Raw genomic sequence first — 22968 nt, 5'->3', positions numbered from 1 at the left:
GTAGCAGCTGTGCGCATCAAATAAAATCAATGACTTATACTGGAGAAGGTTGGACGTCAGACCCATCCCCTCCGCCAAAACTCGAACGCCGACATGGTCTAACGCGCCGACGGAAACGATGCGGACGAGGGGGACCCCGAAGTCGCAGCAGTCCTTCAGCTTGAAACGGACGTGGTCGGCAAGAGCGGCTTTTGCAAGCACATCGACGCATGGCGCAGCGCGCCGCCAATGTCTCGAAGGGATCTGCGTCGGAAGGCGCCTCACGGCAGCCGCGCCCCCCGAGATCGCTGGCGCAGGAGCCGCCGGCGCTGGTCGGCCATCACCGCACTGCGCAAGGGGAATGGCCGGGACGGCCTTTGAAGCAGTGGTTCACAACACGTCGATAGCTCTCCCGAACCGCACCGGCTGCCCGTCATCGAGAACCAGGTCGACCGTCAGCGACGAATTCCTGCTGACGATCGCCTCGATCTCCGCCTGTCCCACGAGACCGGCCGCCGTCGAGAGGGCATCCGCCGTCGTCGCGTCGGGCGCGATCACCGTCACGCGGCGATAGCGCGGTGGCACTGCGCCGCGGCGAGGATCGAGGATGTGGCCGAAACGGCCGGCCCGGTCGAAATGGAAACCGGCGACACTCGAGGTCGCAACGGCTCTGTCGATCACGCCGAACACGGTGTCGGGCGACGCGCCCGCTTCCGTATCGGCAAGCCCGATGCGCCAGGCACGGCCGTCCGCCGCAGCGCCGATGGCGCGGGTCTCGCCCATGCTGACCAGGCTGCTCGTGATGCCGCCGGCGCGCAAGAGATCCACGACGCGATCGGTGACATACCCTTGCGCGATGCCGTTCAGCGTCAGCGCCATGCCGGGGCGCGCGAAGGCGATCCTGTCCCGGTTGAAGCGAACGGCCTCGAACCCCACCCGTGCCTGGGCCTCGTTCCGGTCCTGCCGCGACGGGCCGGCCGGGTCGGCTGCGAGCGATGAGAAGTGCCCGGCGTAAAGCGCCCACAGCGGCTGGATGGTCGGGTCGAAAGCCCCGCCGGTCGCCTCGAAGGCGGTGCGGCAGGCGCCCAGCACCTCCACCAGTTCCGGCGGCGGCGCGGCCAGGCCGCCGACCCGGTTCAGCTCGTTGAGGGCCGAGGCTTGCCGGTAGAGGCTGAATATGGATTCCAGCCTGTCGACTTCGCCGACGACGCGGCCGATCAGCCTTTCCGCAGCGCTCCGGTCAAAATGGTTGATGATGAGCGTTGCCGGGGCGCCGAGCGCCTGGCCCCTCCAGACGACCGGCTCCACCGCGGCCTTTGCCTGGCCGGGGACAGGTAGCAGCGGCAGGCCACCGACCGCCGCGATGATCGAGAGTGCCCGGCGGCGCGACATCGACTCAGCCATGATTGTGCCCCTGCGTGTCGGTTGTTTCCTCGGCGGCGCCGGTGCCTTCCGGAGGCACCTGGGCGCCGGAGCCCAGGATATAGTCTTGCGGCATCTCCTCGAATCGCACCACGCGGCCGCCGTGTTCGCCCGCGAAGGCGCGGGCGTCGGCTTCGCTCGAGAACGGCACCGCCTCCTCGGTTCCCATTCCGCCGCGTCGCGCGCTGCCGATCACGAAGAACGCCGTCTTCGCGTCGATCCAGTTTTCGGCGCCCGGCTCGTCCCAGGTCGGAGCCTTGCTCATGTCCGAGACGTAGATTGCCGCAATGTCGCGAGGCTCCTCGGGCAACATGGTGAATGCCAGCGTATCGCGCGCCGAAGAGAACCAGATGGCCTCCGGAACCTGCTGCAGGATGATCTGGCCCTTGGGACCGGGATGCTCAAGCACGTTCATGCCGCAATAGCGCCCCATCGCATCCTGCGTCAGGGCGAAAGGCGGCGGTGCGGCCGCATTCTCCTGCTTGTTGCAGGAGGCCACGAGAAGCGCGGCGCCGAGCACGGCGCACAGGATAGCAGGCTTCATACTTCCCTCCGCGAAAAGACGACGTTGGCCCAGCCGAGCGGCACGGCGATCCAGGCGATTAAGGCCCCGATCAGGATCGGCGCGGACAGGCCGGTGTGGCCGGCGATCCCGCCCATGCCGGACAGGGCCGCGGTGCTGCCGGAGCCGAGATTGAGCAGACGATAGGCGTCGGTCGGATTGGCGACCAGCAAAAGATCGAGGAGCAGCGAGGGAACGGCATGGCCCTGGGCCGCCACAAGCGCGCCCAGAAGGGCCATGTCGTAGATGAGGACGAAGAACAGCCAGATGCCGATGGCGATGCCGCCGGCCGTGCTGCGCTCGCGCGCCAGCGTACTGGTGAGATAGCCGATCGCGAGGAAAACCGCCCCGAGCAGCACCGAGGATGCGACCATGAAGGCAAACGCCCGCCCGCTTTCGGCGCCGATCGCAGCGCCGGTTGCCGTCAGGGCCGCGGCGGCCGCGCCGTAACCGAACAATGTCGCGAATGCGAGGATCGCCAGATGGCCGAGGAACTTTCCGAACACCACTTCGCTGCGCCCGAGCGGATAGCTCAAAAGCAGCAACAGCGTCCCGCGCTCGGCCTCGCCGACAATCGCGTCGTGCGAAAGCAGCAGCGCGATCAGCGGCACCAAAAAGATCGTCAGGCTGGAAAGGCTGACGATGACGACGTCGAGGCGGTTGACGCCGACATTGCCGGTCGGCGCGCTGCCGAGAAACGACAGCGTCAGCGCCAGCGTCGCCAGGAGCAGCGTGGTGGCAAGGACCCAGCGGTTGCGCAGTCCTTCCTGGATTTCCTTGCGGGCGACAATCAGGACGTTCATCGGCTCATCTCCTGGTCGTCGAGAAAGTGGGCATACAGATCGTCGAGCGTCGGCTCGGTGATGGTCAGACCGGCAAGCCCGGACGGCGGTGCGGTGATGGCGCCAAGCAGTGCGATCTTGTCCTCCGGCGCGACGTCGGTCTCGAGGATCCCGTTCGCCCCGGGCTTCCAGCGGCCGTTGTCCTGCGCCCAGGCCGGGATCGGTGCGTCCCTGGCGATCCTGGCGCTGATCCGGGTCGGCAGCCGCGCGATGTGCCGCAACTCGTCCAGCGTGCCGTCGGCGATCTTGGTGCCCTTGTTGAGGATGATCACCCGATCCGCCCTGTCTTCAAGCTCCGTCAGTGCGTGCGAGGACAGGAGCACCGTCGTTCCCCCGGCGCGCAGGTCGGTGATCAGGTCGTAGAAGCTGCGCCGCAACGCCGGATCGAGCCCGCTCGTCGGCTCGTCAAGCAGCAGCACGCGCGGCGCGCCGAGCAGCGCCTGGGCAAGGCCCAGCCGCTGGCGCATGCCCTTCGAGTAGGTCCGCACCGGGCGTGCGGCCGCCTGCGGCGCCAGTCCGACGCGCTCGAACAGGGCGTCGATGGAAGCGATATCGACCCGTTTCAGCCGGGCATAGAAAGCCAGCGTTTCCCGCCCCGTCAGGGCCATGTGAAAGGAGACGCTTTCGGGCAGGTAGCCGAGCCGCTTGCGCGCCCTGACGTCGCCCCTGCCGGGATCCTCCCCGAGCATGCGGACGCTGCCGGTCGTGGGGCGGATGAGGCCGAGCATCAGCTTGATCAGCGTCGTCTTGCCCGCGCCGTTATGGCCGACGAGCGCAACGGTCTCGCCCCCCTCCAGCGTCAGGGTGACATCCCGCACCGCATCGACCTTGCCGTAGCGCTTGGACACGCCGTCGATTTTCACGGTTGCCGTCACGGCTTGATGCTCCTGTCTGCAATCGGCGCCATCAGGGGGTGGCTGTCGACGACGCCCCCCGGCAGCAGCGCCGGAAATTGGGCCTGCGCCCAGCGGATGACCTGGACGGCCGGGCTGGTGGTGAGCAGCTTCGCCTGCGGCGCGGTCCAGAGCACCCGATCGATCAGATCATTCGGACGATAGGGATTGTCGCCGATGCCGTCGCCGTTGAGGTCGAAGGCGGGATTGTCGCTCCAGTAGTTGCCGCGGCCGCCGCTCGACCAGTCGATAAACCGGGTGCCGACGTACTTGACCTGGTTGCGATTGTTGATGAAGGCGTTGCCGCTCATCCGGTTGCCTTCCGATCCCGCGGTGAAGTGGATGCCGATGTTACAGCCTTCGAATCGGTTGTCGGAAAAACGATTGCGGTTGGCATTGTAGATGAAGACGCATTTTTCCGGGCCGAGGCGCTCGCGCTGATCGGCGGCAACCGCGCCGGCATCGAGTTTCGGCATGCCGTGTTCACCGCTCTGCACGCCGGCCGACAGCCAGCGTTCGACGGGCTGCATCCGTCCTGTCACCATGTTGCCGCGGATTTCCGAACTGTTGGCGGCATTGAGGAGCAGGCCGTGATCGCGGTCGCCGTCGGACACGTTGCCGATGATCTTCAGCCGGTTCGAGTACATGATCGCATACCCGACCGAGTTGCCGGTCGAGACGTTGTCCCGGATCTCGCTATCGTTCGTGTACATGTAGTGGATGGCGAAGCGCAGGTTGCGGAAACGGTTGCCGCTAAAGACGTTCCGCTTGCTGGCGGTGGTGGCGATCCCGTCCCTGCCGAAGCTGATGTCGTTGTCCTGAACCTTGGCGCCGGGCGCGTTCCAGATCGTCACGCCGCTGCCGGCTTCGCTCAGCCGTCCGCTCTTGAGCCCGACGATGCGGTTGCGCCGGGCAATCGAATCAACCGCGCCGTAGAGGTAAATCCCCGACAGGTTGTCGGTCACGGTGTTATCCTCGATGACCGCGCCCTTCGCGGTCTGGGCGGCATAGATGCCGGAATCGCGAGCGGGCAGTTCCCGGCCTGATCCGCTGACCGCAAGGCCGCGGACCGTGACGCCCTCCGCCTCGATCCGTATGACGCTGCCCCGGCCATTGCCGCGAACAGCCGCACCTGGCTTTCCGACGAGTGTCAGCGGCTTGTCGATGATGATCGGCCCGGCATGGTCGCCCGGCTCGAGCGTGACGACATCGCCTGGCATCGCCGCATCGATGGCCTGCTGCAGCGGCCGGCCGTCGACCGGCGCCACGGCCAGGCTGGCGGCCACCGCCACGGCTGGAAGGGCGGCCAGAACGGCCGCCATCCCTGCTGTCTTTGTGAAACGGGCCGACATCAGGCCGACTTGGGCTCGACGAACATGCGGCCCTTCATTTCCATGTGCATGGCATGGCAGAACCACGAGCAGTAATACCACCATACACCGGGCCGGTTGGCCTTGAAGGTGACCGATGCGGTCGCCTGCGGGCCGATTTCCATGTTGATCCCGTAGTTGATGATCGAGAAGCCGTGCGTCAGGTCTTCCACCTCGTCGATGTTGGTGATGTAGACGGTCACCTCGTCGCCCTGCTTGACGGTGAAGTCCTCCAGGCCGAAGGCCGGCGCCGCCGACGTCATGTAGACCCGGACCTTGTCCCCGTCGCGAATGACCTCGCTGTCCAGCATCAGGTCGATGCCATCCGCCTTGGCCTGGGCGACCGCATCGGCGAAGAACGGATCGTCGCGGTTCCAGACATGGACCGGGTTGATCTTCGAGGCATGCACGATGGTGGCGTCGTGCGGCTCGGCAAAGGACGGGCCGTCGTGCACGATGACCATCTCGTCGCCGGAAATGTCGATGAGCTGGTCGTTCTCCGGCTTCAACGGGCCGACGTTGAGATAGCGGTCCTTGGAGAACTTGTTGAGCGAGACGAGCCACTTGCCGTCGGCTTCCTTGGTCTGCCCCATCGACGTGTGGTTGTGGCCCGGCTGGTAGTGGACGTCGAGCTTCTGGCGGATCGGATCGACCTTCTCGCCGGCAAAGGCGCGCTTGGCGTCCTCGATGTTCCATTTGCAGACCTGGCTGTCGATGAACAGCGTCGTGTAGGCATTGCCCTTGCCGTCATAGGCGGTGTGCAACGGTCCGAGGCCGAGTTCGGGTTCCGCGACGACGGTGTCGCGCGGCTTGATCTTGTCGTCGAACAGGTCGTCGAACTTGCGGACGTCGAACACGGTAACCGTCGGCGACAGCTTGCCGTTGGCGACGACGTGGATGCCGTCCGGCGCCGTGTTGATGCCATGGGGGCTGTTGGAGACCGGAACGTAGCGAGTGTAGGGAGATCCCTTGCGCCCGTCGATGACCGGCACGCCGCCCATTTCCTTGAAGTCCCCCTTGGCGACGGCTTCCTCGATCCGCTTCAGGTTGAAGATGACGACCCAGTCCTGCTCGCTGCCCATCATCTCGGCCAGGTTGACGCCCTCTTCCGAGTTGTAGCAGGTCGCGAAGGCATATTTTCCCTGGTAGTCGCAGTCGACGTTGTCGAGGTTGCCGTCGACCATCACCTGCCAGGCCACCTTCATCGTTTCGCCGTCCACGGCCGTGAAGATCGCGTGGTACTGCTTGTGATCGCCAAGGATCTTGCCGTCGTTCGGGATCGGAACCCGGTCTTCGCCGTTGCAGAACACGTAGCCGGTCTTCGGGTATTTCTGCACGCGCAGGCCGTGCACCGTGTGCTGGTTCGGCAGCTGGATGATCTTGTCGCACTTCATCACGTCGAGACGAATGCGGCAGACGCGTGTGTTGGCCTTGTCGTTGGCAAAGAGATAGCGGCCGTCATAGGTGCCGTCGGTGAAGGACGGATGCGGATGGTGCAGGTCGCCGTTCAGATAGATGCCGCCCTGATCCTTGAGGAACTCGACGGTTTCCGGCAGCAGGCCTTCGGTCAGGATCTTGCGGCTTTCATTCGTCTGTCCCCAGCCGGTCGCGCTGCAGCGGTTGAAGACCGGAATGCGCATCAGCTCGCGCATCGAGGGAAGCCCGACGACGCGGACCTCGCCGGTCTGGCCGCTGGAGAAGAAGGTGTAATATTCGTCGAGCTCGCCCGGCTTGACCTCATAGCTGTGATCGTCGCTATCCTGGGCGGCTGCCGATGTCGCCGATCCGGCCGTCAGGCTGATCGCACCCCCGACGGTTGCCGCGCCGGCTGCGGCGGCGAAAGCGGCCGATCCCAGCATCTGTCGCCGATTGAGGCTTATCCTGTTCTCTTGGTCTGACATGCGTCCTCTCCTTAGTTGGTTGACGGTGCTGGATGGTCCACGTGTGGATCTGCTTTCTCGATCGGCGCCCCCTTGTGGGTCACGACGGTCTTGGCCGGCGCCTCTCCGCGCGACGCCGGTGTCGACAGCGCCATGAACTTCTCCCGCTTCAGCCGCACCTGGATCATGTGCGGACAGCGATGGTCATCGTGGTAGAGTTCCTGGCAGTGCATGCAGTAGATGCATTCGTTGACGTTGATCTGGCCCTCCGGATGGATCGACTGCACCGGGCATTCCTTGGCGCAGCGCTGGCACGGAGAGCCGCATTCGGGCCAGCGCTTCAGCCATTCGAACATCCGGATGCGGCCCGGGATGGCGAGTGCGGCGCCGAGCGGGCAGAGGTAACGGCAATAGAAGCGCTCGATGAACAATCCCACCGACAGGACCGTCAGCGCGAAGATCACGAACGGCCATTCCCGGGCAAACTTGAGAATGATCGCCGTCTTGAACGGCTCGACCTCGGCAAAGACCTCGGCAAGCGCCACCGAATAGAGCGACAGGCCGAACAGGCCGAGAAAGATGATGTACTTGATCGGCCACAACCGTTCGTGCAGCCCCCAGGGGAGGCGGATCTGCGGGACCTTCAGCCACTGGGCGATGTTGTTGGTCAGTTCCTGCAGCGCCCCGAACGGGCAGAGCCAGCCGCAGAACGGTCCGCGACCCCAGAACAGGAGCGCGGCGGCGACCGCTGCCCACAGGATGAAGATCAGCGGCGCCGACAGGAAGAACTCCCAGTTGAAACCGGTGATCAGCGAGTTCACGAAGGTCAGGACGTTGACCACAGAGAGCTGCGCGTTGGCGTACCAGCCGAGCCAGACGAGGGTGAACAGCAGAAAGCCGCGCCGGATCCAGGCAAACATCACCGGGCGTTTCACCAACCAGTCCTGGAAGAAGAAGATGCCGGTCAGCACGAGCAGTCCGATCGCGGTGACGCCGATCTTGATGCGGTTCATGTCCCACATCCGCAGCCAGAGCGGCTGCCCCTCGGCGATCTGCTGATCTGTCAGCAGGCCGCCGGCCGGCGGCATTGGGGAAGCGGCCAGTGCAGCGGCGGGCGCTGGAGCAGGCGGCGGGCTTTCGATCGTCACATAGGCATCGGGCAGCGTGTAGCCGAGATTGTAGGTGAGGACGGACTTGTCACGGCCCTCGGCGCTGCGCTGGACCAGCATCTGCAGCTCGAACGGCCGCAACACGTCGAAGGCAAATTCGGTCGGCACGACGTAAAGGGCGATCTCGCGCAGGCGCGGCGCCCCGTCGGCTGCGAGCGCGGGAATGCGGGTATGGTCGCGATCGCGAAAACGCAGGCCCTGGCCATCCTGCAGGAGCTCGATGCGGTCGAAGATGCCGCCGCGGACATAGCCCGAGCCCTTGAACGAATAGGCGCCGTCGCCGGCGACCAGGATCGCCGCCTGCCCCGGTTTCAGCCGCTCCGCCAGACGGTCATAGGCGGCATCGCCGAGCAGTGTCCGGCCAATGGCGGGCACGCTGACCGGTGCGAGGTAGAGGTCGATGAAGCGATCCTCGGGGTGCCTGGTTTCCGGCTTGCCGGCGGCGATCATCTCGCCGGCCTGCCGGAAGGCGTCCGACACCTCGCCGACGGTCAGCCGCAGGCTGCGAATCGAGCCGTCGCCGAGCAGCGTCTGCCAGTCGCTGGTCTCGGTCTTCGCCAGGTCGAGCTTGCGGACCTCCGAGACAGCCGCGGCCACGGGCGTGGCCTGCGCATCGAGGCGATTGCTGCGGATCAGTTGCACCGCCGAGCGCGCCACGCTGTCGCCCATCACCAGCACGGTGACGGTCGCGCCACTGACGATGTCGACCTGCGGCGGCCGCTCGGCACCGGAGGCGACCCGCCCCATGTCCTTGCCGATCATCGCGTTCATGGACGCGACGACCTTTTCCTCCGGTATGCCGATCAGGACGATCGGCTCCTTGTGATCGACCAGTTTGAAGCCGCGAATGACGCCCTGGGCGTCGATGCCGACGACGATATGGATCGGCTTGCCGGAATAGCCAATCGAACTGGTGAAGTCGGAATTCAGGTAGGCATAGCCGAGCACGTCATCGCCGCGCAGGACCGGCACGATCGGCGGCTCGCCACTCGGTTCGCCAAAGCGCTCGGCGCCCTGAAAGAGTTCGCTCGGCTGTACCTTGTCCAGGAAATCAACGAGTTGTCCGGCTGCAAAGCCCGGAAATGCCTGCGCAAGAACGATCAGAAAAGACAGAATCAATGCTGTCGCGTAACGACGGCGCGGCAAATAGATACGTGTATCTGACATCGTTTCCGGCTTCCTTTGACTGTTACGCCTATGGCATCATGGAGCCACTATCCTTGATCCAGAACAAACTATTTCGCTTGACTTTAGGCGAGAATATTAACGCGGTCGCACGCTATCTTCGTGGAGAGTAAATCGTGACTAAATCAGAGCCTTGGATTGTCGGCTCCATGGACGAGGTGCTTGCGTTGGCGCGCTCCATGGAACTCGAGGCGATAAGTGGCTATCTGGCGCTGGCGCGGCGCATGCGGGACGAAAACCAGCCGGACCTCGCCGCGGTCTTCGAGGCGCTTGTATCCGAGGAGCAAGGCCATCTCGACAACGTCGAGAAGTGGATTGGAACGACCCATGCCGCGCCGGCGGCGCCCGCTCCGCCGTCACCACCGATGTTCGACGACGAAGGCGCGGCCCTGGTGGCGCCCGAGCTGCTCAACTCCTACCGCGCCTTTTCCATGGCGGTCAGAAACGAGGAGCGCGCCTTCGTTTTCTGGACCTATGTCGCAGCCCATGCCCAGACAGACGAGATTCGCGAAGCCGCCGAGCGAATGGCGCGGGAAGAACTTGGGCACGTTGCCACAGTTCGCCGCGAACGCCGGCGGGCCTTTCATGCGATTCGCGACCGGCGCGGCCATGTCCCGGCGCTCGATGTCGCCGCCCTCGAACAGAAGCTTGCCGATCACCTGACCAACGCAGCCGGGCGGGCCCCTGACGGGGCAGGCGACCGGATTCGGGATCACGCACGCAAGGCACAGCAACGGGCCGCCGCCGCTCAAGCGCGGGATCTGACCAACCCTTCCCCCGAGCCAGACGTGCTGGCCAGGCTTGTTCCCCTTTGCGAGTATCTGCTCGACTACTACCTCGACCTTGCGGAACACGCGCGCGACGAGAGCCTGCGGCACGTCGCCCAGACCTCTGCGGGGGATCTGGTCGCCTGCCTGCACGCGGTAAGGGCACTGCCGCGGCATTGATGTCGGTTCCGCCGCGTCGCCCGGGGTCGGAGAAAATGTCGCATTGTGCGGACGGCACGATCCGGCTAGCTGTCTTTTGGGTGGTATAATGTCAGGACAGACGCAAAAGTTGTGGATTCTGGTGCGCGCCTTGTGCGCGGTCGCGCTGCTGTCTGTCGGTTTTGCGCACAAGCCGCCGGTCCTGGATGTGCCCGGCGGCATTGCCCTGAGCAATCATCAATACGTCCTGCCCGATGGATCGCTGCCCGACAACTGCCTGTCCCTTGGTGGCGGGCAAGACGACGGCGGCCTCATCCTCGGCAAGGATTGCGAAGCCTGCCGGCTGAGCGCGACGACGGCATTGCCAGGCCCCGCCGATACGCTCGGCGAACAGATGCCTCGCGAGAGGGAGCGCAGAGCCCCGATCCGCACGCAGGCATTCTTCCATCGGCTGTTCCCGCCCAATGCGCCACCGCGTGGCCCACCATCCGGTTTGCTCGCCAGAGCCGCCGCTGACCTGACCGCAGCGGTATCCCCAAGTCGCGCCGGAATGACCGTTTGATGGAACGTCCGGCCTCATGCCGGATCGTGCCATGTTCAATAGCTCCATAACGGCCGACGACGCCTTCGTCGGACCCATCAGGCTCCAAAAATCCAGCCGTCGCCCGGCCGGTTCGCCTGAATCGTTCATTTACCTGCGCGGCGCGCAGGTCTACGCCGGCAGCTTCCAGCGTGGAGCGCTCGTTCGCATCGTCACAGGCTGCGTCTGTCTCTTCCAGACGCTCCGCGACGGACGCCGGCAGATCCTGGATGTTCTCGGCCCCGGCCAGATCTTCGGGGCGGGCCAGATCTTCGGTGCCGGCCTGTGCGCCACTGTTTCCCTCGGGGCCGTTGCGATGGCTGAGACGCAACTGGAAGAAATCAACGGCGAAATCGATGCGTCCGGTCGGGCGGATATATTGCAGCGCCTGCTCGGCCGTTCCCGCGCCCATGCGACGTTGCTCGGGCTGAAGACTGTCCCGGAAAAGACGGCAACGGCACTGCTCGACCTGGCGACACAGTTTCCGATCACCGGGGTCGACGCAGCGAGAAACACGTCCTCGTTCAAGCTGCACCTCACGCGCGCCGACCTTGCCGACTGGCTCGGCATGACGCTGGAAACCGTGAGCCGCTGCCTCAACGACTTCAAGCGCAACGGCCTGATCGAGTTCGACCGACCGTCGGTCATCACGATCCTCAAGCGCGACACGCTGCTGTCCATCGCATCGGGCCGCCACACCCCCGAGGAGACGAAGCACCCGGAACGGCTGCCCTGACAGCAGACGAGGTTTCCTCCCCGACGCGGCTCGCCCCGGCAGATCGCGGCCATGGATTTGGCGCGACGCTCCGGTGGCCGTCCTCGACCCGGGGCATGTCGAAGGAGCCGTTTCGGCACAATCCGCCCAGCCCGGCAAACGCGCCTGTTGCAATCCGAGCTTTCAGGCGCGCTCCACCTCGCCGATCTTGTCCGCACCGCCGACGATGGACGCGAAGTCCCGCCACACCGCCTGCGCACCCGCTCGCCATTCCTCCAGGCCTTCGGCCTTCAGCACCTGACCGCCGTTTGCCAGCGCCGCCTGCACCGAAGCGTGCTCGTCTTCGGCCACGAGGCGATTGAATTCATCCGCGCCCTCGGCGGTGGCGTCGCGCAGCACCGCGCGCTCCTCCTCGCCCAGCCGGTTCCAGAAGCTCGCCGCATAGTAGACGACCCCGGAAGCACGGATGTGGCCGGTCTCGGTCATGAAGGGGACGACTTCATAGAGCTTGAAACCCGCATAGGCCGACTTCGTCAGATCCATCGCGTCGGCCACGCCGGTCGACAGCGCATTGTAGGTCTCGGTGATCGGGATGCCGACGGGCGCTGCATCGTAGGCGCGCCACAGCGTCGTGTGCAGCGGGCTCTGGATGACGCGGATCCTTCTCCCGGCCAGCTGCGCCGGCCGGGTGATCGGCTCCTTGGCGAGCAGATGGCGGGCGCCGTAATCGATAAAACCGCCGACGACGAAGTTCTCCTCCGCAAGCCTGCGCTGGAGATCCTCACCCACCGGGCCGTCGACGACGCGCCGCACATGGGCCGCGTCGCGAAAGAGGAACGGCAGGTCGAGGATCTGCACTTCCGGCACCCAGCCCGAGAGCGCCGAAACGGTGGCGAGGCTGGCCTGCACCGAACCCAGTCGCGCCCCTTCCGCCACCTCCTTCTCGCCGCCCAGCGCGCCGTTGGCGACGATGTTGAACCGAAACCGTCCCGGCAGGCTGGCCTCGACCCGGCCTGCGATGTGTCGCCAGATCTTCGTCTCCGGCTTGTCCTCTCCCAAAAGCGAGGCGACCGTGACCGTCGTCGTCCGCGCGAGCGCGGGTCGGTTGAAAGCGGGCGCGGCCAAGGCGGTGCCGACGGCGGCGGACTGAAGGAAGGAACGGCGCGTGAGGTTGGGCATGGAGGTTCCGATCAGGTGAGAAGGGCGATGGCGATGAGGATGGACAGCGAGACGAGAAGGGCGGCCAGATAGGGCAGAACGGCCCGAAACAGCGCCGATGCGGGCACACAGGTGACGCCGCCGACGACGAGGATGAGGATGCCGAGCGGCGGCGTCAGGCCGTGGATCATCAGGTTGACCACGACGATGACGCCGAACTGGATCGGATCGATGCCCGCCGAAACGGCGACGGGCAGCAGGATCGGCCCGAGGAGCAGGATCGCCGCGCCGATGTCGAGCACGAGGCCGGCGACGAGAAGCACGAGGTTGGACAGCAACAGCACGGCAACAGCGCCGCCGCCGAGCGTGGACACGAACTGCGAGACGAGGCCGGCGACATCGTCGACGGCGAGCAGGAACGCAAATGGTCCGGCCGTGCCGATCAAAAGGCCGATCGCCGCCGCCGCCGTGGCCGACTGCCGGACGGCCTCGTACAGCGCAGCGGTTTTAAGCCTGGCGGCGACGGCGAGCGCCAGCGTGTAGGCCGCGGCAAGGGCGGCCGCCTCCGTCGTCGTCACAATGCCGAAGCGGATGCCCGCCACGACGATGACGCCGAGGCCGAGCGCCGGCAGCGCCAGCAAGGCGGCGCGGCGGCGTTCGGCGCCGGTTGCCCGTTTCTTCGACCTTGTCTCGCCCGCGACCAGGTGGATCGCCGCGGCAAGACAGAGCGCCATCAAACCGCCGGCGACGAAGCCGCCTACCAGCAGCGGGCCGACCGGCAGATTGGTCACCGCGGCGAGCAGCAGGAAGGCAATCGAAGGCGGAATGACGTTGTCGAGCACCGAGGTCGCGGCGATCAGTGCGCCGGCCCGTTCCGGCGCATAGCCGTTGCGCACCAGTTCGGGATAGAACGTGGACGCGCCGAAGGCGGCATTGGCGACGGAGGAGCCGGACGCGCCGGAAAAGAGGACGCTCGTCAGGAGCGTGGTCTGCGCCAGCCCCGCCCGCCGGTGGCCGACCAGGGTCTCGGCCAGGCGGACCAGCCGGCCGGCGGTGCCGGAGATGGTAAGGAGCGCGCCGGCCAGCAGGAAGAAGGGAATGGCGAGCAGCAGGAACTTCGACATGCCGGTGACGGCGGTCGAAACGATCGCCGGCGCGGGCAGGCTGCCGCCGAAGGCGATCGCCAGATGGGCGGCGGCCAGGAACGCATGCGGCAACGGCGCCGACAGCACCAGCCCGAGCCCCGCCGCCAGCGCGAGAAACAGGCTTGCCGGCAAGGATGGCTCCGCCGCCACGATCATTGGTATGGCGTGGGCCGCGGCACCGATCGCAAGCGACAGCAGCAGCGCAAGCGTGCGCCCCTCGGACAGCCGGCGCAGGACAAGCAGGATCAGCACCAGCAGGCCACTGCCAACGAGAACGCCGAACCGGATCCACTCCGGCAGGCCGAGCGTCGGCGAGATGCCGCCGAGCGCCGTCATGATCTCGGCACCACCGAACAGCAGCACCAGCGCCGCCAGCACACTGTAGGCGTCGGCGCCGATCCCGGCTGCGACCCGCAAGCGCCCTGGCAGCGATCGCACGAAGACGTCGAGGCGCATGGCGAGCGGACCGTTGAGGGCGAGCGGCGCGCCGACGGCGATCAGCGTGACATGCATCCAGATGGCCAGCTCTTCCGCGCCGACGAAGCCGGTGTGGAAGAGGTAGCGCAAGCCCACGTTCGTCAGGACCAGTGCCAGCAGCGCTGCCAGCAACGACGCGGCCAGAAAGCCGAGCCCCCGTTCGAGCCAGGCCGCGATCCTTGCCGTCACGCCGGCCACCAGCGATGAAAATGATGCACCGGCCCCCGGCCCTGCCCGACCTGCAGATTTCGGCCAACCGACAGGGCCGCGTGCAGATAGTGCTTTGCGCGTTCCACCGCTTCTTTCAGTGCATATCGCTGGGCGAGATGGGCGGTAATCGCCGCCGCCAGCGTGCAGCCGGTGCCGTGGTCGTTCTCGGTCTCGAGGCGCGCGGCGGACAGTTCCAGCACATCGTCGCCGTCGAAGAACAGATCGGTGCTGTCCACCGTGCGGCCATGCCCGCCCTTGACGAGAACGGCGCCGGCGCCGGCCCGGAGGATCGCCTCGGCCTGGCGCAGCATCGCTGCCCGATCCGTGGCGATCGGCAGGCCCGTGAGAAGAGCCGCCTCCGGCAGATTGGGCGTCACGATCCGGGCGAGCGGAACGAGTTCGCAAATCAATGCCTCGACCGCTTCCTCCCGCAGCAGCCGGTCGCCGGACGTTGCAACCATCACCGGATCCAGCACCGGCTTCTGGCCGAACCGCCGCAGGCCGTCGGCAATGGCGGCTATCGTCTCGGTGCGCGAGACCATGCCGATCTTCACCGCGTCGACCTTCAGGTCGGAGAAGACCGCCTCCATCTGCGCGGCAATCATCGGCGTGGAGATGTCCTCAACGGCGGTCACCCCCTTCGTGTTCTGCGCGGTGATCGCGGTGATCACGCTGGCGCCGTAGACGCCGAGCGCCGAAAACGTCTTGATGTCCGCCTGGATGCCGGCGCCGCCGCCGCTGTCTGATCCGGCAATGGTGAGTGCGATCGCCGTCATGCCGGCCTCCTTCCCAGCGCCGCGTCGACCGCTTGCCGCAAGGCGCGGGTCGCCGCCACCACGTCCGGAGCCCGGAAAGCGGCGGATATCACCGCAACCCCATCGGCCCCGGCCGCGATCACTGCGGAAATGCGGGCGAGATCGATGCCCGCGATCGCGCCAACCGGCAATGCCGGGTTCAGGGCGCGTAGCTGCGCGCGCAGGCCCGAAAACCCTTCGAGCCCCACCGGCGGATCGGGGTTCACCTTCGAAAGCGTCTCGAACACGCCACCGATACAGGCATAGTCGACCGGCGCCCGGCCGGCCCGTTCAGCGTCGGCGGCGTTCTTCACCGTCAGGCCGATGATCGCGCCCGGTCCGAGCAGCCGGCGTGCGGTCACGGCATCCATGTCGTCGGCGCCGAGATGCACGCCGTCGGCACCGGCGGCAAGCGCGACATCCACCCGGTCGTTGACGACCAACGGCACGCCGGTGCCGGCAAGCGCCGCGCGGATCGCCTGCGCCGTCTCGATCATCGCACGCGTGCACGCCGTCTTATCGCGGTACTGGATCAGCGTCGCGCCATTGCTCGCGGCAAGGCCCGCAAGCTGCGGAAGCGGGCCGACAGCGGCGAGCCCCGCATCGACCAGTGCGTTCAAACGATAGTCAACCTTGGTCATGTTCGATCCTTGCATGCGATACGAGCTCGGCCTCGCCGAGCGCGGAGAGGGCGTCGAGAAGCGCAACACCGAACGTGCCCGGCCCCGCGGCATTCCTGGCTGCACACTCCGCGGCAACGCCGGTCACGGCGAGCGCACCGGCGGCAGCGTTGAGCGGGTCCTTTTCCACCGCCATGAAGGCGGCGATGACGCCGCCCGAGAGGCAGCCCGTGCCCGTCACCGCGGCCATCCAGCGGTGGCCGTTGGCAATGCGCACCGTCGCGCGCCCGTCCGCCAGGTGATCGACGGGGCCGGTCTGGATCCGCAGGCATGCGCCGGTCTCGCCGATCAGCTCCATTTCCGCCCGGTTGCCGCGCACGATCGTCGGCCCGAGCGCGATCAGATCGCGGGCGAACGCAAGGCGCGAGGGCGAGTAGTCACAATGGACCGGGTCGAGGATCCAGGGCTTCCCGCCGGCATTGGCCACCTCGACGGCGCGCAGGATCACCGCCCGGTGCTCGGCATCCAGCGTGCCGAGGTTGACCGTCAGCGCATCCGCTTTCGCCACGAAATCGGCGATCTCCTCGCGAGAGGAGGTCATGGAGGGAATGCCGCCGACGACGGTGATGCCGTCGGCGGTGAACTTCTGCACCACCGTGTTCATCAGGCAGTGGACACGCGGGCGCCGCTCCCTGACACATGCGAGCAAGCGGGCCGCCATTTGCGGGGATGGAAGGTTGCGCATGCCGATCACCGCAGTTCGATCGCAACGGCCTCGACCGAGGGCGCTTCCCCGATCAGGCCGCTCTCCTTCATGAAGGCGCCGAACCGCGCGTAGCGTCCGCGATCGAGTGCGGCCGGCCGTTTGGCGAAGCGCGGCAGCGTGTCGGCGAAGGCTTGGCGGTTCAACGTGTCGTCGAGATCGGGATGGGTCCTGATGAACAGCTGCCAGGCCTCCTGCGGATGATTGGTGATGTACACGGCTGCCTGTTCGACGGCGGCGAGGAAGCGCGGCAGGCGATCATCCGTCGCCAGATCGCGGTGCGCCACGAAGATCAGCTCATCATAGACGGGGACGCCATGCTCTTCGGGAAAGAAGGCGCGGCCTTCGTGGCCGGCCAACCGCATCTGCGTCAGCTCGAAATTGCGAAAGCCGCCGAGCGTCGCATCCACCTTGCCGCCGATCAGCGAGGGCGACAGCGAGAAGTTGACGTTGATGAGTTCGACGTCGTCCTTGCGCAAGCCGTCGGCTTCGAGCATGCGCTTCAGCATCGCGTCCTCGAAGCCCGAGACCGAAAAACCGACTTTCTTTCCCTTCAAATCCTTCAGGCGCCTGATCGGACCGTCGGCGAGAACCGTGATCGTGTTCAGCGGGGTTTCCACCAGGGTGCCGAAGCGCACCAGCGGCAGGCCGGCCGCATGGTCGAGATAGAGATTGGGCTGGTAGTGCACGCCGATATCGGCCTGCTTTGCCGAAACGAGCCGCGGCACCGCGGACGCATCCGCCGGAGGGATCAGCTCGACATCCAGCCCGACCGCGTCGAAAAGCCCGCGCTCGCTGGCGATCACCATCGGCGCATGATCCGGATTAACGAACCATTCGAGCAGCACGGTGAGCTTGTCGGCGGCCTGCGAAGGGGCAGTGGCCGCAAGAAACCCGGAAAGGGCGACGAGCGCGAAGGACAGGGAACGAATCTTCATCGAGGGTCTCTCCTGTGAAGGGAACGGAATGCGGGGGGATCGGTCTCGGCGGCCCAGGGGGCAAGCCCGGCGGTGAGGCGGTCGACGGCGATCCGCATAAGGATGGTCAGCGCCGCGAGCACGGCCATGGCGGCGAACACGGTATCGGTCTGCATGCGGGCATTGGCCTGGACCATGACGAAGCCGAGCCCGGCGGAGGCGCCCACCCATTCGCCGACGACGGCCGCGAGCGGCGCCAGCGGGGCTGCGACGCGAAGGCCCGAGACGAGGCCGGGCAGCGCCAGCGGCACGCGGATTCGGATCAGCGCCTGCCAGTGCGTCGCCTCGGTCAGCGAAACAGCGTCGAGGATGGCGCGATCGGTGCGCCGCAGTCCGTCGGCAAAAGCCGACGCGACGGGGAAGAAGATGATGATCGTCGTCATCGCCACCTTCGACGCCATGCCGAAGCCGAGCCACAGCACCAGGATCGGCGCCAGCACGAAGACGGGCAACGCCTGCAGGATCAGGACGATTGGCCAGACGAGTTGGCCGAACCGCGGCAGCGCCGCCAGGCCGAAGGCGGTGGCGATGCCCAGGGCAGTGCCGGACAGCAGCCCGGCCAGAATTTCGGTGAGTGTCACCAGGCCGTGCTCGAGGAAGAAGCCCGGACGGTGCACGAGTGCGGCAGCCACGGCCGCGGGCGACGGCATCAGGAAGGAAGGGGGCTCGCCAAGCCAGATGGCAACCTGCCACAGGGCGACAAGGGCCGACAGCGCCAGCCCCGCATGGTGAGTTCGCATCTCGCGTCAGCGGGTGCCGGGTGACCGGTCCGCCGGCGACGGCCGGAGCCTGTTAGAAGTCGTGGGGTAAGAATGCAGCATCGATCGATCTCCCGACGTGTCATCACGGAGACCCAGGTGAAGCGGAGAATAGAAAGAGACGCCGGATTGCCGGCGATTTTCCGTTCCTACGCCGGCATGACCCGGATCAGGTTCAAGGGTCCGGCTCACCGCCATCTCAGCATCGTACGATGCCCCCCTCGGAATGAGGGGAACCTAACCAAGTCTGTTGCGAATGTCAACGGCCGCTGTGGATATGTCGGCCTGCGGCCTATCGGTTTGCCGTTCGTGCGGCCGGGTCGTGCGCCGGATAGGGCGCCGGCAGCAGCAGGACGAGGCCGACGCCGAGGAAGACGACGAGCGCGCTCATGCCGAGTGCCGCCGAGCCGGTCGCGCTGGTGATCAGGCCGACGCAGAGCGGGGCGGCGAAGGACGTGGCCCGCCCGGTCAGCGCATACAGTCCGAAGTACCGTCCGGCCTCGTCCGGCGCCACGCCGCGCGCCAGGTAGGAGCGGACGGACGCCTGCACCGGGCCGAAGGCGATGCCGGGGGAGATGACGCAGCGCGCCACCTCTCGCCGGCTTGGGCCCATACCGGGTTTAGAAGCGCCAGCTGAAGTTGCCCTTCACCGCATGCTCCTGCGCCCGCTCGCCGACCTGCCCCCCATAAGACACGCCCAGCGTCATGTCCTCGCCTATCTGCCAGTCGAGCCCGGCCTCGGCCACTAGGGCGTCACGGTCGATGGGAATGCCTTCGACTGTGAACGCCGACGCCCCACCGGAGAAGGCGAGCAGGGCCGATGGATCTACGTCGCCGATGGCATGGCGCCATCCGACCGTGCCATGCATGGTCAGCGGGAGGTCGAGCCCCAGCTTGCTCTCGGCGCGCAGACCGAGCATGGTGGTGCCGAGCTCATAGGTTCGGGCATAGCCAACCAGCGCGGCCGGGCCGCCCTCCTCGCGGAACCCATCCATATCCAGCCGCATCGCCGAGGCGCCGAGGAACGGCTCCAGCTTCATCCGGCCAAGATCGAACGCGTATCCAACCTCGCCGAAGGCCATCAGCGTCGATCCATCATAGGACGAACCCACCCGGTCGCCGAAGCCTGGGAATGCAACCGTACGGTTCACGTCCACGTCGTGATGGGCATAGAGCGCCCCGAGCCGGACGTTGATCGCATCCCATTTCACGTCCCCGTAGATCGAACCGAAGACGGTCTCGTCCGTGCCCGACGACAGCCGTTCGTCGATGTCGAAGGACGTGCTCATGAAGCCGCCCGTGAGGCCGATGCGGTAGGTCTCGCTCACCTTGGCCTCGGCGCCGATGAGGAAGCCGCCGGTGGAAGTGTCCATGGAGGCGGCATTGCCGTCGCCGCTGACTTTGCCCGACGAGCCGAAGCCCGTGCTCCAAAGGTCGAAGGTCGGCGGCACCCCGTCGCCGGCCTGGGCTAGCGCACCGTTGCGCAGGCGGCTCAGGATCGCGCCCTGCACCCGCTGCATGTCCGCATAGGCCGAGGTAACCGCAGAGGCGTGCGCTTCGGCGGAGAGCGCATCGAAAGCCTGACGGGCGCCATTCGCGCTGGTCCCGACCACCGTGTCGAACAGGACGTTGCCCTCGCCAAGTGCCTCCACAGCATCGGCGGTACGGTATTGATTGCCGCTGACCGCGACAGTGTGGAAGGCGAGCGGCGCGGGCGGCTCGGGTGTCGGCGGCTCGGGCGTCGGCGGCTCCGGATCGGTCTTTCGAACCAGGGTCAGGGTGACGGCGTTGACGTCGTAGCCGAGGGTGGGGGTGAGGAAGGCAAGGTCGGAGGTGACGCCACCGAAGGTGCCGGTTCGTCCGCCGGCGGCGGTGAGAATGGTATAGGTAGTGGACGGCTTGTAGGAGCTGGTCTCGGCCAGAACCTGCACGGTGCCGCCGTTGAGGGTGGCGGTGCCGGTCGCGGCGATTCGGTCCGACTGACCGGCGGCATTGACCTCGACCTGATAGAGCGAGCCCGGCCCGAAGGTGACGTTGCCGGCCACATTGAGCGTGCCGATGGAATTGCCGGGCGCGACGATGCCGCCGCTCTGCGTCACGATCCCGCCGACCGTCCCATTGCCGCCGAGAGTGCCGCCGGATTGGACAGTCACATGCGAGTTCTCGAGCGAGCCGTTCACTGCAAGGCGGCCCTCCTGCACAAAGGTCGCCCCACCGAACGTGCTGTTCCCGGTCAGGTTCAAGCTGTTGGAACCGATCTTGGTGAACGCCCCGCTGCCGGTGAGCGGCGCAGACATGGTCTGGGCATTGCCGTTGGTATCGACGGTGAAGCCGCCTGCATCGACGGCAATCGAGCGGTCGAGCGTCCCCGAGTAGGTGAACTGGAGCGTGCCTCCGCTGAACGTCACCGGGCCGCTGGCGAGGGCATCGGGAGCGCCTATGGCCAGGGTTCCGCCGTTGACCGCGGTGCCGCCGGTATAGGTATTGGAGCCGGTCAACGTCAGCGTGCCCGCGCCAGCCTTGGTGAGCGATCCGGAGCCGGAGATGTTGCCGGCATAGGTCAGATCGTCGGAGCGGTTGAAGGCAAGGGCGGCGTTGTTGACGATGTTTCCACTGACGGAGCCCGATGTGCCGCCATTGCCGATCTGCAACGTGCCAGCGCTGATCGTCGTGCCGCCGGCATGGGTGTTCGCGCCGGTCAACGTCAGCGTGCCCGCGCCAGCCTTGGTGAGCGATCCGGTGCCGGAGATGGTGCCGGTATAGGTCAGAATGTCGGAGCGGCTGAAGGCAAGGGCGGCGTTGTTGACGATGTTTCCGCTGATGGAGCCCGATGTGCCGCCATTGCCGATCTGCAACGTGCCCGCGCTGATCGTCGTGCCGCCGGCATGGGTGTTCGCGCCGGTCAAGGTCAGCGTGCCCGCGCCGGCCTTGGTGAGGGCGCCGGTGCCGGAGATGTTGCCGGTATAGGTCAGATTGTCGGAACGGCTGAAGGCAAGGGCGGCGTTGTTGACGATGTTTCCGCTGATGGAGCCCGATGTGCCGCCGTTGCCGATCTGCAACGTGCCTGCGCTGATCGTCGTGCCGCCGGCATGGGTGTTCGCGCCGGTCAACGTCAGCGTGCCGGCGCCGGCCTTGGTCAGCGATCCGGAGCCGGAGATGGTGCCGGCATGGGTCAGATCGTCGGAGCGGTTGAAGGCAAGGGCGGCGTTGTTGACGATGTTTCCGCTGATGGAGCCCGATGTACCTCCGTTGCCGATCTGCAGCGTGCCCGCGCTGATCGTCGTGCCGCCCGAATAAGTGTTGGCGCCGGTCAGGATGGTGGTGCCCGTACCGAGCTGCCGAAAAATGCCGCTGCCGCTGATCGCGCTTGATAAGACGCTTGTGCCGCTTCGGTTCACCTGAAGCACACCGTTATTCGTCACTGCGCCGGTGCCGAGTGTGCCAGTTGTGCCGCCATTGCCGATCTGGAGGCCGGCTCCCGCTGCGATGGTGGTCGGGCCGGAATAGGTGTTAGTGCCCGACAGAAACACGCCGCCGGAGATAATGTTGAGTGAGCCCGCGCCGCTGATGGGGTCGGCGATGTCGATAATGGTCGACGTCGACGCAAAATTGACGGCCAGAACGCCGTCATTCGTCACCGCGCCGGTGCCGAGTGTGCCCGTCGTGCCGCCATTGCCGATCTGCAATGTCGAGCCGGAAGCGATGGTCGTTCCGCCGGCATAGTTGTTCGCTGCCGTCAGGATCAACGTGCCGGTGCCTGTCTGGGCCAAGCCACCAGAACCACTGATGGCGCCGCCGAAGACGACACTGTCCGACCGGTTGAATGCCAGCGTCGCGTTGTTGATCACATTGCCCGCGCCCAGCGTGCCGCTGGTACCGCCATCGCCGACCCGGAGCGTGCCGCCGCTGATCGTCGTGCCGCCCGAATAAGTGTTGGTGCCGGTCAAGGTCAGCGTATTGGAACCGGCCTTGGTAACCGTGCCGGAGCCTGTGATGACGCCGGTCGCGCGAAGATCGGCCGTGCCCGTGTCGAAGGTCACGGCGGAAGAGGTTCCGCCAAGGCTGATGCCGTTGCCGAGAGTCAATCCTGCGTTCTTCGGCGCAATGGTTGCACTCGCGTCTGGTGCGAGGTCGAGGCTGCCGACCAGATTCGAGCCGGTGAGCAGATTCAGCGTGTTGCCCGCTCCTTGGAAATGAACCGCGGCTGCTCTCGTGATGCCGTCGCTGGAGAGCCCGCCGCTGATTGTTCCGCCGTTGGTGATGGTAGCGTTGCCACTGGTGATGACACCTGCGCCGGCGGCAGCGTTGTTTCCGGCGCCGCCCGTGATCGAGCTGCTGTTGACGAGAGTACTGCCGGAGCCGACAAGGTTGACGCCCGCCCCACTTTGTCCGGAGCCGACCTGGCCGGAACTTGAGCCGGTTCCGCCTGCGCCGCCGACGCCCCCCGTGATGGTGCCGATGTTGGTGATGACGGAATTGCCACCAAGCACGAGAAGGCCGTCGCCGCCTCCCCCGCCGCCGCCGCCAAATCCGCCCCCTGCAC

18 protein-coding genes, 2 pseudogenes and 1 riboswitch are annotated in these 22968 nt (G+C 66.3%); of the genes and pseudogenes, 3 read left to right on the top strand and 17 right to left on the bottom strand.

Annotated elements, in window-relative coordinates; translation table 11 throughout:
• The 8 genes and pseudogenes from JNC62_RS20505 to JNC62_RS20470 form a co-directional block, all read right to left on the bottom strand.
• Positions 1-201 (bottom strand): annotated as a pseudogene (locus JNC62_RS20505) (hypothetical protein); the annotation flags it as partial.
• A gap of 168 nt (positions 202-369) precedes the next feature.
• A complete protein-coding gene (locus JNC62_RS20500; protein ID WP_374841307.1) occupies positions 370-1383 on the bottom strand; it encodes an FAD:protein FMN transferase in 1014 nt (337 codons plus the stop codon).
• Complete coding sequence (locus JNC62_RS20495; protein WP_374841305.1) at positions 1376-1945, bottom strand: nitrous oxide reductase accessory protein NosL; 570 nt, start codon at positions 1943-1945, stop codon at positions 1376-1378. The genes JNC62_RS20500 and JNC62_RS20495 overlap by 8 nt, the downstream gene beginning before the upstream one ends.
• On the bottom strand, positions 1942-2766 hold the full coding sequence (locus tag JNC62_RS20490; RefSeq protein WP_374841304.1) for an ABC transporter permease: 825 nt from the start codon (positions 2764-2766) through the stop codon (positions 1942-1944). The genes JNC62_RS20495 and JNC62_RS20490 overlap by 4 nt, the downstream gene beginning before the upstream one ends.
• Positions 2763-3680 (bottom strand): ABC transporter ATP-binding protein, encoded by a 918-nt coding sequence (locus JNC62_RS20485; RefSeq protein WP_374841302.1) that lies wholly within the window; start codon positions 3678-3680, stop codon positions 2763-2765. Before JNC62_RS20485 ends, JNC62_RS20490 begins: the two co-directional genes overlap by 4 nt.
• Positions 3677-5020: a nitrous oxide reductase family maturation protein NosD gene (locus tag JNC62_RS20480; protein WP_374841300.1), complete on the bottom strand. Its 1344-nt coding sequence runs from the start codon at positions 5018-5020 to the stop codon at positions 3677-3679. Before JNC62_RS20480 ends, JNC62_RS20485 begins: the two co-directional genes overlap by 4 nt.
• Before the next feature lie 29 nt (positions 5021-5049).
• Positions 5050-6969 carry a TAT-dependent nitrous-oxide reductase gene (gene nosZ / locus JNC62_RS20475; RefSeq protein ID WP_374841298.1) on the bottom strand — a complete coding sequence of 640 codons (1920 nt, stop codon included), beginning with the start codon at positions 6967-6969 and terminating at the stop codon, positions 5050-5052.
• A gap of 11 nt (positions 6970-6980) precedes the next feature.
• Positions 6981-9284: a 4Fe-4S binding protein gene (locus JNC62_RS20470; RefSeq protein WP_374841296.1), complete on the bottom strand. Its 2304-nt coding sequence runs from the start codon at positions 9282-9284 to the stop codon at positions 6981-6983.
• A 167-nt stretch (positions 9285-9451) separates the two neighbouring features.
• On the opposite strand from JNC62_RS20470, the gene JNC62_RS20465 reads away from it, so the two are divergent.
• The 3 genes from JNC62_RS20465 (at position 9452) to JNC62_RS20455 (ending at position 11544) form a co-directional block, all read left to right on the top strand.
• A complete protein-coding gene (locus tag JNC62_RS20465; protein WP_374841309.1) occupies positions 9452-10249 on the top strand; it encodes a ferritin-like domain-containing protein in 798 nt (265 codons plus the stop codon).
• Between the two features lie 88 nt (positions 10250-10337).
• A complete protein-coding gene (locus tag JNC62_RS20460) occupies positions 10338-10790 on the top strand; it encodes a hypothetical protein (RefSeq protein ID WP_374841294.1) in 453 nt (150 codons plus the stop codon).
• Between the two features lie 31 nt (positions 10791-10821).
• Positions 10822-11544: a Crp/Fnr family transcriptional regulator gene (locus JNC62_RS20455; protein WP_374841292.1), complete on the top strand. Its 723-nt coding sequence runs from the start codon at positions 10822-10824 to the stop codon at positions 11542-11544.
• Between the two features lie 162 nt (positions 11545-11706).
• Here the strand turns inward: JNC62_RS20455 and JNC62_RS20450 are convergent, their stop codons facing one another.
• From JNC62_RS20450 to JNC62_RS20410, 9 genes and pseudogenes are all read right to left on the bottom strand, one after another.
• Positions 11707-12702 carry a TRAP transporter substrate-binding protein gene (locus JNC62_RS20450; RefSeq protein WP_374841290.1) on the bottom strand — a complete coding sequence of 332 codons (996 nt, stop codon included), beginning with the start codon at positions 12700-12702 and terminating at the stop codon, positions 11707-11709.
• A gap of 11 nt (positions 12703-12713) precedes the next feature.
• On the bottom strand, positions 12714-14501 hold the full coding sequence (locus JNC62_RS20445) for a TRAP transporter large permease subunit (protein WP_374841288.1): 1788 nt from the start codon (positions 14499-14501) through the stop codon (positions 12714-12716).
• Entirely contained in the window at positions 14489-15289 is an 801-nt protein-coding gene (thiD, locus tag JNC62_RS20440; protein WP_374841286.1) for a bifunctional hydroxymethylpyrimidine kinase/phosphomethylpyrimidine kinase, read from the bottom strand. The genes JNC62_RS20445 and thiD overlap by 13 nt, the downstream gene beginning before the upstream one ends.
• On the bottom strand, positions 15286-15948 hold the full coding sequence (thiE, locus tag JNC62_RS20435; protein ID WP_374841284.1) for a thiamine phosphate synthase: 663 nt from the start codon (positions 15946-15948) through the stop codon (positions 15286-15288). The genes thiD and thiE overlap by 4 nt, the downstream gene beginning before the upstream one ends.
• Positions 15935-16672 (bottom strand): hydroxyethylthiazole kinase, encoded by a 738-nt coding sequence (locus JNC62_RS20430; protein WP_374841282.1) that lies wholly within the window; start codon positions 16670-16672, stop codon positions 15935-15937. Before JNC62_RS20430 ends, thiE begins: the two co-directional genes overlap by 14 nt.
• A 5-nt stretch (positions 16673-16677) precedes the next feature.
• Positions 16678-17628 carry an ABC transporter substrate-binding protein gene (locus JNC62_RS20425; protein WP_374841280.1) on the bottom strand — a complete coding sequence of 317 codons (951 nt, stop codon included), beginning with the start codon at positions 17626-17628 and terminating at the stop codon, positions 16678-16680.
• A complete protein-coding gene (locus JNC62_RS20420; RefSeq protein ID WP_374841278.1) occupies positions 17625-18407 on the bottom strand; it encodes an ABC transporter permease in 783 nt (260 codons plus the stop codon). Before JNC62_RS20420 ends, JNC62_RS20425 begins: the two co-directional genes overlap by 4 nt.
• Before the next feature lie 147 nt (positions 18408-18554).
• Positions 18555-18657: riboswitch (TPP riboswitch) on the bottom strand.
• A 60-nt stretch (positions 18658-18717) separates the two neighbouring features.
• Positions 18718-18993 (bottom strand): annotated as a pseudogene (locus JNC62_RS20415) (MFS transporter); the annotation flags it as partial.
• 52 nt (positions 18994-19045) lie between these two features.
• Positions 19046-22968: autotransporter-associated beta strand repeat-containing protein (locus JNC62_RS20410; protein WP_374841277.1), on the bottom strand; the 3923-nt coding region annotated here is incomplete at its 5' end.

The sequence above is a fragment of the Mycoplana ramosa genome, assembly GCF_041930185.1.
Classification (GTDB): Bacteria; Pseudomonadota; Alphaproteobacteria; order Rhizobiales; family Rhizobiaceae; genus Mycoplana; species Mycoplana ramosa.
The sequence above is the reverse complement of the archived record's forward strand: the minus strand, read 5'-3'. Positions and strand labels throughout refer to the sequence as shown.